This is a genomic window from Pseudomonas sp. SWRI81 (genome assembly GCF_014268545.1).
GTDB classification, from domain to species: Bacteria; Pseudomonadota; Gammaproteobacteria; order Pseudomonadales; family Pseudomonadaceae; genus Aquipseudomonas; species Aquipseudomonas hamedanensis.
In genome coordinates this window covers 1-14,922 of record NZ_JABWQS010000054.1, presented here as the reverse complement: position 1 = coordinate 14,922, position 14,922 = coordinate 1, and the positions used below count along the sequence as shown (strand labels likewise).

The 14,922-nt window shown below is 59.9% G+C and carries 14 protein-coding genes and 1 tRNA gene; 5 read left to right on the top strand and 10 right to left on the bottom strand.

Annotated elements, in window-relative coordinates:
- Positions 1-117 precede the first annotated feature (117 nt).
- On the top strand, positions 118-318 hold the full coding sequence (locus HU765_RS24120) for a hypothetical protein (RefSeq protein WP_186623422.1): 201 nt from the start codon (positions 118-120) through the stop codon (positions 316-318).
- Here HU765_RS24120 and HU765_RS24115 read toward each other — a convergent pair.
- Complete coding sequence (locus tag HU765_RS24115) at positions 315-545, bottom strand: hypothetical protein (RefSeq protein WP_103304846.1); 231 nt, start codon at positions 543-545, stop codon at positions 315-317. The two genes, HU765_RS24120 and HU765_RS24115, sit on opposite strands and share 4 nt — an antisense overlap.
- A 219-nt stretch (positions 546-764) precedes the next feature.
- Here HU765_RS24115 and HU765_RS24110 point away from each other — a divergent pair.
- Positions 765-840 (top strand) — tRNA-Asn (locus tag HU765_RS24110).
- A 127-nt stretch (positions 841-967) separates the two neighbouring features.
- On the opposite strand, the gene HU765_RS24105 is transcribed toward HU765_RS24110, so the two are convergent.
- Positions 968-2,494, bottom strand: coding sequence for a nucleobase:cation symporter-2 family protein (locus HU765_RS24105; protein WP_186552474.1), 1,527 nt, complete (start codon positions 2,492-2,494; stop codon positions 968-970).
- Positions 2,495-2,747: 253 nt separating this feature from the next.
- Here HU765_RS24105 and HU765_RS24100 point away from each other — a divergent pair, with 253 nt between their 5' ends.
- Together HU765_RS24100 and HU765_RS24095 are read left to right on the top strand one after the other, a co-directional pair.
- The gene (locus tag HU765_RS24100) at positions 2,748-3,032 is read left to right on the top strand and encodes a BrnT family toxin (protein WP_186623421.1); all 285 of its coding nucleotides are present in this window, start codon (positions 2,748-2,750) and stop codon (positions 3,030-3,032) included.
- 3 nt (positions 3,033-3,035) lie between these two features.
- A complete protein-coding gene (locus tag HU765_RS24095; protein ID WP_186623419.1) occupies positions 3,036-3,371 on the top strand; it encodes a BrnA antitoxin family protein in 336 nt (111 codons plus the stop codon).
- Here HU765_RS24095 and HU765_RS24090 read toward each other — a convergent pair.
- The 4 genes from HU765_RS24090 to HU765_RS24075 all read right to left on the bottom strand — a co-directional run bounded on the left by HU765_RS24090 (position 3,368) and on the right by HU765_RS24075 (position 7,715).
- On the bottom strand, positions 3,368-4,201 hold the full coding sequence (locus HU765_RS24090; protein ID WP_186623417.1) for an arylamine N-acetyltransferase: 834 nt from the start codon (positions 4,199-4,201) through the stop codon (positions 3,368-3,370). The two genes, HU765_RS24095 and HU765_RS24090, sit on opposite strands and share 4 nt — an antisense overlap.
- Positions 4,202-4,290: 89 nt before the next feature.
- Positions 4,291-5,085: an exodeoxyribonuclease III gene (xth, locus tag HU765_RS24085; protein WP_186623415.1), complete on the bottom strand. Its 795-nt coding sequence runs from the start codon at positions 5,083-5,085 to the stop codon at positions 4,291-4,293.
- Positions 5,086-5,167: 82 nt separating this feature from the next.
- The gene (locus tag HU765_RS24080) at positions 5,168-6,610 is read right to left on the bottom strand and encodes a mechanosensitive ion channel family protein (protein WP_186623410.1); all 1,443 of its coding nucleotides are present in this window, start codon (positions 6,608-6,610) and stop codon (positions 5,168-5,170) included.
- Between the two features lie 238 nt (positions 6,611-6,848).
- Positions 6,849-7,715, bottom strand: coding sequence for a pirin family protein (locus HU765_RS24075; RefSeq protein WP_186623409.1), 867 nt, complete (start codon positions 7,713-7,715; stop codon positions 6,849-6,851).
- 346 nt (positions 7,716-8,061) lie between these two features.
- Here HU765_RS24075 and dkgB point away from each other — a divergent pair, with 346 nt between their 5' ends.
- Positions 8,062-8,865 (top strand): 2,5-didehydrogluconate reductase DkgB, encoded by an 804-nt coding sequence (gene dkgB / locus HU765_RS24070; protein ID WP_186623408.1) that lies wholly within the window; start codon positions 8,062-8,064, stop codon positions 8,863-8,865.
- On the opposite strand, the gene HU765_RS24065 is transcribed toward dkgB, so the two are convergent.
- The 4 genes from HU765_RS24065 to HU765_RS24050 form a co-directional block, all read right to left on the bottom strand.
- Positions 8,866-12,084 (bottom strand): transporter substrate-binding domain-containing protein, encoded by a 3,219-nt coding sequence (locus HU765_RS24065; protein WP_186623407.1) that lies wholly within the window; start codon positions 12,082-12,084, stop codon positions 8,866-8,868.
- Between the two features lie 10 nt (positions 12,085-12,094).
- On the bottom strand, positions 12,095-12,718 hold the full coding sequence (locus HU765_RS24060; protein WP_186623406.1) for a response regulator transcription factor: 624 nt from the start codon (positions 12,716-12,718) through the stop codon (positions 12,095-12,097).
- A gap of 138 nt (positions 12,719-12,856) precedes the next feature.
- Positions 12,857-13,294 (bottom strand): chemotaxis protein CheY, encoded by a 438-nt coding sequence (locus HU765_RS24055; RefSeq protein WP_186623404.1) that lies wholly within the window; start codon positions 13,292-13,294, stop codon positions 12,857-12,859.
- A 91-nt stretch (positions 13,295-13,385) separates the two neighbouring features.
- Positions 13,386-14,588, bottom strand: coding sequence for an EAL domain-containing response regulator (locus tag HU765_RS24050; RefSeq protein WP_186623402.1), 1,203 nt, complete (start codon positions 14,586-14,588; stop codon positions 13,386-13,388).
- Between the last annotated feature and the right edge of the window lie 334 nt (positions 14,589-14,922).

Here is a 14,922-nt window from a genome sequence, read left to right as displayed (position 1 = left end):
TTGCTCGCGAAAGCGGTCTGTCAGCCAAAAATGGATTGACTGACCTGCCGCATTCGCGAGCAAGCCCGCCCCCACAATTGGTTTTGTGTACGCCCGAGATTTTTGAAGAGAACCCACATGAAAAACGACAACCTGCGCGCCGACCGTGACGAACTGGATGATTTCATTCCCCGTGTGTCGGCGAAACGGGAAAAAAGCCTGGTCCTGCAAATCGCCACCGGGGTTTTCCTCGGCGGCCTGGCCCTGTGGCTGGTGCAACTGGTGGTCACGGCCGCTTACGCCAGGCTGATGCTCGGCACGATTACCTTTGGCGGTTAAGCCAACTCGGTCGCGCGCTGACTCGCGGCGTCGTCATAGGCGACATACAGCGATTCGGCAATCTGGCTCTTGATGGCTTTGGTGCTCTCAAGACCGAGCACGAAACCTTCGGCCTTGCCGCCGGCGCGGTTCAATTCTTCGGCGGTGCTTGCCTGAGTGATCGCGTCGAAGAGTTTTTCGGCGTGGGGGCCGACGCCTTTTGGCAGGCTGATCTGCGTGATGCTCATACGGATACCTCGGTGTTACAGATGATCTGACTCATGGCGCGTACCTTTTCGGCGAATGGCCGGTAGCGCGTGTGACCACTTCCGGGTGGCCATGGTAGACCTCCGGTGCCGCTCTGGTAAGCGCTAATCGCTGACAAAACGCCGTCCGTCCCGACGAATCGTAAAAGGTGTTATTCGGAGCTTGACTTCTCTTTTTGAATCAGTAACATACGCACCAATTCCGCAATAGCTCAGTTGGTAGAGCAAATGACTGTTAATCATTGGGTCCCTGGTTCGAGTCCAGGTTGTGGAGCCAAATAGCAAAGCCCCTGAATTGAAAGATTCAGGGGCTTTTTTGTGGGCGCTCCAAAAGATCAAAACATCGACAATAAAAAGGGCCGATCAGTACTTAACAGATCGGCCCTTTTTTTCAGACGCCGCGGTCAAACATGTTCGCTGCTTTTCGCCTGCGCTTTCGGCGCGCCATGCCCATGATCGTGCTCCGAATCCACCTCGATCACCGGCACTTCCTTGCCGTCGCAGTCATGCAGCTTGCCGTCGCTGAAGTAATCGCCTTCACGCAGTGCGGCCAGATCGCGATAACGCAGGGTTCGCTCTTCCGCCGCGGCAAACACAGACTGCTGATCCGAGTTGCCAGCGGTAAAGTGGTTGAACGCCAGGTTGAGCAGGATGGCCATGATCGCCGACGAGCTGATGCCGGAGTGGAAAATCGTCGCGAACCAGCTCGGGAACTGGTCGTAGAAGTTCGGCGCAGCAATCGGAATCATGCCGAAACCGATCGACGTGGCGACGATGATCAGGTTGACGTTATTGCGGTAGTCAACCTTCGACAGCGTACGAATGCCGCTTGCTGCTACGGTACCGAACAGCACGATACCGGCGCCGCCGAGGACCGACGTCGGCACAGCAGCAATCACCCTTCCCATGAATGGCAACAGGCCAAGGACCACCAGAAACAGACCGCCGGTGGCGACCACGAAACGGCTCTTGATCCCGGTCACCGCCACCAGCCCGACGTTCTGGGCGAAAGCGCTCTGGGTGAAGGAACCGAAGATCGGCGCAAACATGCTCGACAACATGTCGGCGCGCAGGCCATTGCCCAGACGTTTTGAATCAACCTTGGTTTCGATGATTTCGCCGACCGCCAGAATGTCCGCCGAGGTTTCCACCAGCGTCACCATGACCACAATGCACATCGACAGAATCGCGGCGAAGTGGAAGGTGGGCATGCCGAAGTGGAACGGCGTCGGGAAGCCGAACATGGGACCTGTGGTGACGCTGGAGAAATCCGCCATGCCGAGGAACACCGCCAGCACCGTGCCGATCACCATCGCCAACAGGATCGACAAGCGCGAAATGGTTGCACTGCCGACCTTGCTCAGCAGCAACACCAGCACCAGCGTGACCGCCGCCAGACCGATGTTCTGCATGCTGCCAAAATCCGGCGCATGGCTGTTACCGCCCATGGCCCAGCGGGCGGCCACCGGCATCAGCGTCAGGCCGATGGTGGTGATGACAATGCCAGTGACCAACGGCGGAAAGAACTTGGTGATGCGTGAGAACACCGGCGTGATCAGCAAGCCGATCAACGAAGCGGCAATCACCGCGCCCAGCACCGACTGGAAGCCGCCCTCCCCGCCACTGCTGACGATCGCAACCATGGTCGCCACGCCGGAGAACGACACGCCCTGTACCAGCGGCAACTGACAGCCAAAAAACGGCAGACCCAGGGTTTGCAGCAGTGTCGCCAGCCCCCCCGCAAACAATGAAGCAGCAATCAACAAGCCGATGTCCGCCGGCGACAAACCGGCCGCCTGGCCAATGATCAGTGGCACCGCAACGATACCGCCGTACATCGTCAGAACATGTTGCAGGCCGTAAGCCATATTCGCGCCGACCCCGAGATTTTCATCCTCGGGCCGTTGGTGTGAAACATGGGGCGTTTTCATGGTGGGGGGTTCCCTGGTTTTTGTTATGCGCACACTGTATTCAATACTCGGGACAAATGTCCATAGAGTTGTATACAACTTATCAGTCACATAATGGTTAGCTAGCCACCCAACCTTCCAGGCTGCGGTTTGCGCCCGCACAAATCCGGCAACACATCCCCGACTGCGCCAGCGCACCTGCCCACTAGGCTGAAGTGTTCATGGCGACCGACGGCGCGGTCCCGCCCTTCTATATACATATAAAGTATGCATAATGAAGTCATTAGAAATTCAGTACGACAAAAGCAAGAACGCAGCCAACAAACTCAAGCACAAAGGCATCAGCCTCGCCGAAGCCGAACCGGTCTTCTACGACGAACGCGCGATCACCCTTGAGGACAGCGACCATGACGAACAACGCTGGATCACTCTTGGCCTCGATGGCAAAGGACGTTTGCTGGTCGTTGCATACAGCTATCGCGCAGCCAATGTGGTTCGAATCATTTCTGCACGTGCCGCCAGTCCGAGCGAACGGCGCGCGTATTTTCCGGAGGCTTGACCGATGAACGATGAATATGACTTTTCCCAGGGCAAACGCGGTGCCGTGGCGTCCAGCAAAGGTAAAACGCGCATTACCATCATGCTTGACGATGCGGTGATCGAGGCGGCGCGCGCAGTCGCCGAAAACGAGGGTTTTGGTTATCAGACAGTGATCAACAACACGCTGCGCCATGCCCTGCTGGAGAACCCTCGCCAGCAGACCAACGCGGAGAATGCCGAGGTGTCCGGGCAGTTTAAAAAAGGCATAACGGCCGCTGACCTCAAGAGCCTCGAGAGAAAACTGTCGGCGGCCATCGGCGAAATCCGCCGCGTGCTGGAACCAGACGTGAAGCCCTAGGCAGACACTGGCGCGATCACCTGCGCCAGCGATTGCCGCATTGACGGCGAATCAACCACCTGCAGGCCAAACTCGCGCGCCAGCAATTCAATCAACTCATCGACCTGCGTCACGTCGCGCCGCTCACTCTCATCACCGATGCGATGAAGGGCGAAGCTGCCGTTGTTCAGCGTCTTGCGCCAGCCCTCCCCGGTGCGCGCGACCATTAATCGCTGGGCAAACGGTGAGTCTGGGTGCGTCGAGACGTACCAGTTGCCGACGGTGTAATCGATGTCTTCCTGGCGTTGCAGGTCGAACAGATACATCGGCCGCCATTCGCCCGCGACGTTGGCATGCAACAGATAGCCGTCGGCCTGTTTTTCGATGCGATAAGGTTCGTGAGGGGTGGGTTGCACGGCTTCGGTGTCGAGCATCAGCGGTGCGGTCGGCACCATGCCGCCGAAGCCGACGTCAGTGATATAGCGAACACCGTCGAGACTGACCAGGCTCAAGCGGTGAGTCCGCGCCGTCCAGCTGCCTTCAGGCTGATTCATCACCACGCGCCCGCTGATCGCGCGAACGTCGAAGCCCAGTTCAAGCAACAGGGTGAAAAACAGCTTGTTGAGCTCATAGCAATAACCGCCGCGACCACCCAGCAGGATTTTTTCTTCAATCGACGGCAGATCGATCAACACTGGCGCGCCAGTGACCGTGGCCAGGTTTTCGAAAACAAACACAGCGGTATGGCGCAACTGTAACTGGCGCAGGGTAGCCAGTGTCGGCGGTGGAGGCGCCTCAAACCCCAGGCGTTGCAGGTACAGCTTCAGATGGGTCAGGCGTGGCTCGCTCATTGCTCGGTCCTTATGCAGGGGGCGTTGATAGACACCCTGTATACGGGATCGAGCGGGGTTTTCGACAATTGATTTCGCCAATCAACCGCTCAGCGTTTTTTACGCGAGCCGATACGAATCCACGTCGGCGCATGATCACTGGCGTGCGGTTCATTGCGCACCCAGGCATCGACTCCCGCCTCGTGCAAATACGGACTCAGCGCCGGGTTCAGCAAAAGATGGTCGATGCGCAAGCCGGAGTTGGTTTGCCAGTGCTGGCGGAAATAATCCCAGAAGGTGTAAAGGCGTTCCTCGGGATACAAATGCCGCAGGGAATCGGTCCAGCCCTGATCCAGCAGACGTTGGTAGCACTCGCGACTTTCCGGTTGCAGCAAGGCGTCCTTGAGCCAGGAACGGGTGTTGTAGATGTCCATGTCGGTGGGCACGACGTTGTAGTCACCGGCCAGCACCACCGGGTGATCGCTGCTCTGCAGGTCTTTCGCGTAGCTGATCAACCGCTCGAACCAGGCCAGTTTGTACTCGAATTTCGGCCCCGGCTGCGGATTGCCATTGGGCAGGTACAGGCAACCGACCAGCACCCCGTGCACCGCCGCTTCGATATAGCGGCTCTGGGCGTCGTCTGGATCGCCGGGCAGCCCGCGCCGGCTCTCCAGCGGTTGTGCATCCCGCGCCAGAATCGCCACACCGTTCCACGACGCCTGGCCTTGCCAGATCGCGCCGTAACCGGCCGCTTCCAGCTCGGCTGCCGGAAACGCGCTGTCCACCGATTTCAGTTCTTGCAGGCATGCGATGTCCGGTTGTTCACGCTCCAGCCACGCCAGCAGATTCGGCAGCCGCGCGCGCAGGCCGTTGACGTTGAACGTGGCAATGCGCAGGTTTTTCATCGTTCGCCGCTCCTGTCAAGGGGATTGCACTTGTGACCCCCGAACCGTTGCGCAGGTTGCATTCAATCAGCACGCTCAGCCCTCAGGCGCGATTGCGCAGCCACTGCAAAAAACCTCTTTTCGGCGCAACGGCTGGCGCTTCTTCGGTGAGCGATTGCGCCTTGTGCAGACGAAAATCGAGCAACGCCTGCATGGCATCGTGGATGTCATGGCGGGCGTCCAGGCACGGCTTCAGGTATGACTTTTCGATGCGATACAAGGTGCAGAAGGTCTTCGCCGTAAAATCGGCAGGCAGCGCCGTGTCGCTGAGAATCCCCGCCTCCCCGATCACTTCGCCCGGCCCCATGCGCCCGGACTCCAGCGCTGTGCCGTGCCGCTTCAACGTCACCGAGACCACGCCGGACTCGATAATGAACAAATGATCGCTGACCTCCCCGCCCGCCAGAAGGGTCTCGCCGGCGCGGAATGTCTGCAGGGTCATGTTCTGGCTGAAGGTGTCTTTTTCTTCCTCACGCAGCGTGGAAAAAATTGGCGAACTGTCGAGCAATGCCCGTGGCCGCGAGAGCGTAGACGCTGTACTGGCTTCATTGCTGGACAGCAGATTGACTCCGGACGCCTGCAAGTGGCGGTAAGCCAGATCGAACAACTGATTGCGTACTGCGCGCTTCTCGCCCATCGAGGCGACGAAACCACTGATTTCGTATTCCGCGCCGCTGCTGCCAGAGCTTTTCAGCGCGACACTCGGCGCCGGACTGTCGAGCAACTGGCGGCAGCCCTGCATGGCCCGCTCCAGCGCCTCGATCACCGAGCTGGGCCGCGCATGCGGGCTGACTTGCACACCTACCGCGACGCCAAACATGTTGCTCGGCCGACTGAAGTTGATGATCTTGGCCTTGGCCGCCAGCGAATTGGGAATCACCGCCATGCTGCCCTGACTGGTTTGCAGACGCGTGGCGCGCCAATCGATATCGGTGACCCGGCCTTCGGTGCCGTCGATGGAAATCCAGTCATCGAGCTGATAGGGCTTGGTGGTGTTGAGGACGATGCCGGAAAACACATCGCTCAAGGTGCTCTGCAAGGCCAGGCCGACAATGATCGCCAACGCGCCCGACGTCGCCAGCACGCCTTTGACCGGCAGGTCCAGCACATACGCCAGCGCGGCGATGATCGCGATGAGGAAAATCACGGCGCCAAGCAAATCCTGCAACAGCCGTCCGGTGTGGCCGACCCGCTGCATCATTACCGCGCCGATCAACACCGTCAGGGTCCGCGCGCCGAACAGCCACCAGCCGATCTGCAACGCCGTCGCCGCCAGGTGCAGCGGCACGTTGTCGGCCCACGGTGCCGGCTCCATCGGATTCAGGCCTTCGTTGAACAGGACAATGCTGAACAGGGTAAAAATCAGCACCCGCACCAACAGCTTCCACTCGCTGCCTCGGGAACTGATCAGACGCCAGAATCCAAGGTCGAGGAGGATCAGGACAAATGCGCAAAACAGCGGATGTTCGGTCAGCAAAGACAACATCAAACCACTCCGACGAAGGCCAATCGCGAGAAGATCGCACAGATTGAGCCAGTGTAGGAGCAATTGATTTCAGCAGATGAACCTTTCTCGAAAACGCTGAAAAACCTGTGGGAGCGAGCCTGCTCGCGAAGTCGGTGGAACAGTCACAGTTGTATTGACTGACACAACGCCTTCGCGAGCAAGCCCGCTCCCACATTGGGTTTTGGGGTGTGTCAGGTGACTGCCCCTGGCTGTGGCGTCAGGCCTGCATCCGGCCGAAGCGGCCCGACTGGAAATCGGCGAACGCCTGGTGGATTTCCTGCTCGGTGTTCATCACGAACGGGCCATGGCCGACGATCGGTTCGTCGATCGGCTCGCCGCTGAGCAACAGCACCACCGCTTGCTGGCTGGCCTCGAGGGTCAACCGATCGCCATCACGCTCGAAGAGCACTAACTGCCCTTCCCCCACCGATTCCGCGCCGTTGACCTGCACCGAACCTTTCAAAACCACCAGCGCGGTGTTGTGCCCATCGTGCAGATCCAGCGTCAGTAACTTGCCAGCGTTCAGGCGTAAGTCCCAGACGTCGATGGGCGTAAACGTGCGCGACGGACCTTTATGGCCTTCGAACTCACCGGCGATCAGACGCAGGCTGCCAGCGTTGTCCTTGAGCGCAATGCGCGGGATATCGCTGTCGAGGATGGTCTGGTAGCCCGGCGCGGCCATTTTGTCCTTGGCCGGCAGGTTGACCCACAATTGCACCATTTCCATACGGCCGCCGGTTTTGGCGAAATCGTCGGAGTGGAACTCCTCGTGGAGAATTCCCGACGCGGCTGTCATCCATTGCACGTCGCCCGGGCCGATAGTGCCGCCGCTGCCGGTGGAGTCGCGGTGCTGCACTTCGCCGTCGTAAACGATCGTCACGGTTTCGAAACCACGGTGCGGGTGCTGGCCCACGCCGCGCCGCTCGGTGGTCGGGGTGAATTCGGCCGGACCGGCATGATCGAGCAGCAGGAACGGGCTGATGTGTTGGCCCAGGTTGTCGTAGGAAAACAGCGTGCGAACCGGAAAACCATCGCCGACCCAATGGCCGCGCGGGCTGGTGTAGATACCGAGAATGTTTTTCATGGGCTCTCCAATGGGTAAATGCCTTGGATTAAGCCTAAAGGGAGATCGAGTTTTGCACTAGATCGCTAAAATCGACTTGAGTGTTCTATATGCAGAACGATGGATCGGCGGTGCGCCCTTCGCGAGCAGGCTCGCTCCCACAGGATTCTGGATGAATTCGTGATTTGTGTATAACCACAGCTTCTGTGGAAGCCAGCTTGCTCGCGAAGGGGACAGGCCGGACAACCCGGATCTCGGAAATGATTCATGACTTCTGCTCAACACTGCTTTGACCCACCAGCGGTTTTTCTCACTGATCCGGACGCGGATACTGCGGCCATTCCCACTGCATTCCAGGAGTCATCCCATGTCTGTTCCCGCTTTCGGTCTTGGTACGTTTCGCCTGCAAGGCCAGGTGGTCATTGATTCAGTGAGCACGGCCCTTGAACTCGGCTACCGCGCCATCGACACCGCGCAGATTTACGAAAACGAAACCGAGGTGGGTCAGGCGATCGCTGCCAGTGGAATCGCGCGCGACGCGCTGTTCATTACCAGCAAGATCTGGGTGGCCAACTTCGCCGCAGATCGCCTGATCGCCAGTCTCAAGGAAAGCCTGCACAAATTGCAGACCGACTACCTCGACCTGACGCTGATCCATTGGCCCTCGCCCAACCACGAGGTCCCTGTCGAGGCGTTCATGGGCGCGCTGCTGGAGGCAAAACGCCTGGGCCTGACGCGACAGATCGGCGTGTCCAACTTCACCATCGACCTGATGAAACAGGCCATCGCCGCCGTCGGTGCCGAGCACATTGCGACGAATCAGATCGAACTGCACCCGTATCTGCAAAACCGTAAAGTCGTCGAGTTCGCCCACAGCCAAGGCATTCACATCACCTCGTACATGACCCTCGCCTACGGCGAAGTGTTGCAGGATCCGCTGATCCAGAAGATTGCCGAGCGCCTGCACGCCACCCCGGCGCAGGTCACGCTGGCCTGGGCGATGCAGTCGGGTTTTGCGGTGATTCCGTCCTCGACCCGACGCGCCAACCTGCACAGCAACCTCGGCGCGACGGCGCTGACACTGAGCGATGCCGACATGACGCTGATCGCCAGCCTGGACCGCGGCCATCGCCTGACCAGCCCAAAAGGCCTGGCCCCTGCCTGGGACTGATCAGGCCTGAAGACGTTGCGCGAGGTTGTGCATGGCTTCGCGCAGCGTCTTGATTGCCGGCAGAACCGCCACCGCATCGGGCTGCTGGCAAGCCTGTTCGAGTTCGATACACGCCGCCACCAGGCGTGCCGCGCCGACCATTTGCGCACCGCCCTTGATGTGATGAGCCAGTTCGCGCAAGCCACTGTGGTCCTCACCGCCCTGCAAACTCTCCAGACGCTGGAGGTCCTGATCCAGGCTGCGCGACACTTCGGCGCGCAGGCGTTCGATCAACGAGTGGTCATTGCCGGCCATTTGCTCCAGCGCGCTGAGGTCGATTTCCGTCAATGCAGGGGCTGAGACTGGCTCCATCTCTCGCTGGCAATGAGCGACACCCTTCAAGGCCTGCGCCAGGTCGCGCAAGCGGATCGGTTTGAACAGGCAATCGTCCATACCCGCCTCGAAACAGCGCACCCGCTCCTGGACCTGGGCGTTGGCGGTAAATCCAATGATCCGGCACGGTGTGCGTGCGCTGTGCGTTTCCTCATCGCGGATTGCCCGTGCCAGCTCATAGCCGTTGCGGTGCGGCATGTTGCAGTCCGTGATAACGACATCGAACACCTGAGCGCGCCAGCGTTCCAGGCCCTGCTCGCCATTCTCGGTGTCGACGGTGCGATGCCCGAGGTCGCTGAGTTGCCAACACAGCAGCAATCGATTGACCGGATGGTCGTCGACCACCAGCACGTCGAGTGATCGCAGCGCGCACGGCGCCTCTTGCGTACTTGGCGGAACCGCTGCGAGTGCAGTCAGGCGCGGCAGTTCAAAGCGCAGCTCGACCCGCGTGCCGAGCCCCGGTTCGCTGTCGAGTTGCAAGGTGCCGCCCATCATCTCGCAGAGGCTGCGACTGATCACCAGTCCCAGTCCAGAACCGCTGCGCACCGCACCCGGAAGGTTGCCGACCTGGACAAACGGACTGAACAACCGCTGCCGATCAACGGCACTGATGCCCAGTCCGCTGTCCTCGATGATCACGGTCAGTGCCAGTTTTTCTGCCGATTTCAGCTTGAGTTTGAGCGACAGACTGACTTCACCCTGCTCAGTGAACTTGATGGCGTTGCTCAGCAGGTTCGACAGCACTTGCTTGAAACGTGTCGGATCGATCAGCACATCGACGTCACTGTGTTCGTCCAGATCGATGCGCCACAACAGCCGCTTTTGCCGCGCCAGCCCTTCGAAGACACGGCTCACCGACGTCACCAGATCGCGCAGGTTGGCGCGTTCCGGTGCCACTGAAAGGTGCCCGGACTCAATCCTGGCAATGTCGAGAATGTCGCCGATCAACGCCAGCAGTTGCTGCCCGGCGTTGGCCGCAACCTGAATCGCCAACCGATCGGTTTCGCCCTCCTCCGCCCGCTTGAGCGCCAGTTCGAGCATGCCGATCAAGGCGTTCATCGGCGTACGGATTTCATGGCTCATGGTCGCCAGAAACGTGGTTTTTGCGCGGTTGGCGTCGTCGGCCGTCTGCTTGGCTTGCTGCAATTGTTGCAACCACTGCTGACGCTGGCGAATCTGCCGGCGCTGAAAACCGATCCACAGCAGCGCCAGCACCAGCAGCACGGCCGCAGCGGCGAAGCTCAGCAAAATCGACTGGCGATGGCGCAACCAGTAGCTGTCATCCACCACCACATCATGGCTCCAGCGCTCGACCAATTCATCCATATGCTGCGGCGCAATACTCAGCAGCGCCTTGTTCAAAATCGAGTGCAGCGCGGTCGCCTGCGGAGCAGTGGCCAAGGCAATCCGCGCCGGCTGGTCGCCGACCGTACCGATGATACGCAAGCGATCACGGTAATGACGGGTCAGTAAAAAGCGCGCAACCAGCAACGAACTGACCGTGGCGTCCACCTGCCCCTTGGCGATCAGTACCATGCCCTCGGCGGGGCTTGCGACTTCGACCAGACGCACGCCGGGAATGCGTTCCAACAGGTAGTCACGCAGTGGGTGGCCGCGATAAATGGCCAGGCGTTTGCCGGTCAGGTCATCGAGGCGACGCGGGCTCTGCGCGGCTGTCGAAGCAACCAGGACAAACGGATTGTTGAGGTAGGCGCGGGTGAAGGCCAGTTCGGCTTCGCGTTCATTGCTCGGCGTTACCACCGGCAGCAGATCGAGTTCACCGGCCTTGAGCTGCTCGATCTGACGGTCGAGGGAAACCCCGCGCACCCGTTCGAACTGCAAACCGCTGCGCTGACTGATCAGAGTCAGCAGCTGCGCGCCAAGCCCACTGAAACGGCCGTCGGCGTCGAAAAAAGTCAGCGGGGCGAAATCATCAATGACACCGACCCGCACCACCGGATGTCGATTCAGCCAGTCTTGCTCCATCACACTGAGTTGCACCTGTGACTGTTCCGCCATCTCCGCATGACCGACACTCCAACGCTGCTCGATGAGCTGGCGGCGCTCCATGGGCACGGCCTCAAGCGCCTTGTCGACAAGGCGCTTGAGGCGCACGTCGGTGCGCAACAGGGCAAAGCCGAACGGGTTGGCATCCAGCCCGGACGGCCCGGCCAGCTGCAGATCGTTGCGGTAATTGGTGTTGATCAGGTAGTTGGAACTGATGAAGTCTCCCAGGTAGACATCATCCGCACCGAAAGCCACCGCACCGAGGGCATCCATGGCCGACGGGTAGCGTTGCACCTGAGCGTCGGGATAGAACGCTTGTACGCTTGCCAGCGGCAGATAGTCCTCGACCATGGCGATACGTTTGCCTGCAAGACCGGCCGACAGGGTGTCGTCGTGGCGGATCACCAGCATCGGCTGGTCTTCGGCGTAAGCGCGAGACAGCACAAAATCGGGGTCGGCGATTTCAAAGCGGTTGGAGGTGCCCAGCAAGTCCAGTTCGCCACGCTTGAGCGCCGCCATCAAGGCGGGCCGGTCAGCGAAGCGCCGGACGTCGATGCGCACACCGAGCAGTTGCGCCAGCAGGTCGGCGTAATCGGCCGTAAGCCCTTCCAGCTCGTGCTGATGACGGGTGATTTCGAACGGTGGGTAATCCGGCCCGGAAATGCCCATGCGCAGTACCGGGTGCTCGCGCAACCACTGGCGATCCTGCGCGTCGAGGCGAACCTCGGCATGCGCCGCCCCGGCACGCGTCACCACCTCCAGCCGCTGCGATGTTTCATCCGCCCAAGCGCTGGTCAGGCAGCTCAGCCACAGCCCGAAAAGCCGATATCCCAGTGCCATGTCCGTGCGTTCAGATCAAATGATTGCGTAGGGCGAATTCGCGCAAATGCACGACCGAATTCAGCCCGAGCTTTTGCATCAGCCGTTTCTTATACGTGCTCACTGTTTTATGGCTAAGGTGCATGCCCTCGGCAATTGTCTTGTTGGTCTTGCCTTGGCTCAGTTGCAGGAAAATGCTCAGTTCGCGATCGGAAAGTCGGTCGATCAGGTCTTTTTCCGAGCGCTGCGCAATGCTCGACGCGTGGCCGTCCGGCAAAGAAGAGAAAAATGTATAGCCCGACATCACCGCGCGAATGGCTTCGTGCAGTTGTTGCAGTTGATTGGTTTTGGTCACGTAGGCCATGGCCCCGGCGCGCTGGCAGCGCTCCTGGTAAAACAACGGATCATAGGAACTGAACACCACAATGCGACAGTCAAGCCCAGTGGTTTTGATCCGCGCCATGACCTCCAGTCCGTCGAATACCGGCAAATGCAAGTCAAGGATCACCAGTTGCGGCGCGTATTCGCGGATCAGCGACACCACCTCGTTGCCATTGCTGGCCTCGTAGATCTCCTTGAAGCCTTCAGCTTGCAGCACAATCCGGACGGCAGCGCACACCACTGGATGGTCGTCGACGATCAGCGCTGACTTCATGGACACTCCCGAGGCAAAACTGGCAATGCAGTCGACCACTGGACTGTTCCAGACACGGTGGCTGCACAGCGACTGTTACACGGGATGAAAATCGAAACACCTGTCAAGTCTGACAGGTGCGTAAAACAACAAACTGTGTTAGGCCCGACGCTGCAGCGCTGCTTGCGGTGCCCAGCCTGACGCGTCCGGTTGCTGCTCTGGCGCATCGACGAACGCCATCAATTGCCGGATCAACGCCGATGAGGGCAATGCGACAGGGCTGATCTGGACATTTTCCTGGGCAAAACCGGCCGCCATCTGCAGGGGTGCGCTGGGTTCGTTGTAGATCAGGGCATGGCGCACCTGTGCATTGCCGAGGAAGAAGCCCAGCAGGTCGAGCCGGCCAGCGGCCAGCTCGGCGTTGATGACCACCACATCGAAGGGGTCACAGCCGTAGTCGACCAGGGTCAACAACTCGGCGAGGTCCTGCACCGGGGCAACGCGGTAGTAATCGAGGTGGTTGAACAGGCGCTCGATCTTCATCCGGTGAAAATGCTGCGGGTCGGCGATCAGGATTCGCAGGGCTTTGTTGATCATGGTCAATCTCCCGAGGGTGAAATTTTCTTGGGATAAGGCTACGCAGGACACTTGGAAGACTCTGTAAGACTTTTCCTAAAAAACCGGTTATTCATCCGAGGTCCGCCGAGCTGCGCTGCTGCAACCAGACGAGAAGATCTGCTCCGGCCATGGGCTTCGCGTACCAGTAGCCCTGACCTTGCGTGCAGCCCAGCGCAAGAAGTTCGCGGCGTTGGGCATCGGTCTCGATGCCCTCGATCACAACGCTCATGCCCAAGGCCTCACCCAGCGCCAGCGTGCTGCTGATTGCCGCCCGGCAGCGCGGCTCATCGGCGAGGTTGCGAACGAAATCAGCGTCGAGCTTGATCTCGTTGAACGGCAACTGACACAAACGCTGCAAGGAGGAGAACCCGGCGCCGAAGTCATCGATCGACAAGCGGCAGCCCATCATCCGCAGACGCACCAGGGTTTCCAGGCTGGTGGCCGGCGCTTCCAGCAAGCCGCTTTCCGTCAGTTCGAAGGTCAGGCTGGCGCCGCACGCGCCGTGGCGCCGGAGCAAAGCCTTGAGACTGGCGGCCAGCTCAGCGTTGGCCAGTTGCACCGTTTGCAGATTGAACGCCATGCTCACGGCGAAACCGTTGGCCCCGGCGCTGCGTTGCACCGTCAGGGCCTGTTCCATTTGAGGAAACAACAACGCGTCGAGCAACCCGCATTGTTCCAGCACGGGCATGAACAACGCCGGGGCAATGATCCCCTGCTGCGGATGCAGCCAGCGGCACAACACTTCGACGCCACAGACTTCACCGGTGTGCAGGTTGAACTTGGGCTGGTACCAGGCGCGCAACTGCTGTTCAGCCAAGGCCTGGCGCACCGCCGCTGCGCTGGCCAGCTTCACGGTGGCTGCCGGCGGGCAGGTCACGCGCGGCCTGTCGACGGCTTTTTTCAACAGGTCTGCCAGCCCCTGTATGTGCACCGGCTTGCCAACATCGCCGAGCAGTTCCAGACCGAGTAACGCAACCATTTGATGCACAGCCCGGCGTAAATCCACCGACAGCGAACTGCTGATGATCACTGACTTGACCTGGCCTGACGCGCCGACCCGCTGCAAAAATTCCAACCCATCCATGCCTTCCATCTGCAAGTCGCACAGGGCCACGTCGACCGTGCCGACCTTGTCCAGCAAAGCCAGCGCCTGGGCACCGTCACTCGCCTCAAGTACCTCGCGACAGCCCAGGGTGCGCAAGATATTCACCGCAACCGAACGTTGAAAAGGATGGTCCTCCAGTACTAAAGCCCGTAGCGGCAGATCGGACATGGGGACGGACTCACGGGTTGAATGGCGTGAGTCAGTCTGGGTCATTCGAGGAGGCAAATCTTCAGGAAACGTCTCAAAATTCGTGAGAAATTTCCTAAACGTCGAACGTCAACAATGGCCCCAGGGCCAGGATCAGCCGACGTGGTTTGCGCACACTGTGCCCGCGAAGGCGTTTCGTCAGTCAACGCATCTGCGACTGACATTGCGCTTTCGCGAGCAGGCTCACTCCCACACTGGCTTTCCAGCGTTGCCGTTATCGCGAACACACCGCCGAAACCTGTGGGAGCGGGCTTGCCCGCGAAGGCGTTTCGTCAGTCAACGCACCTGCAACTGA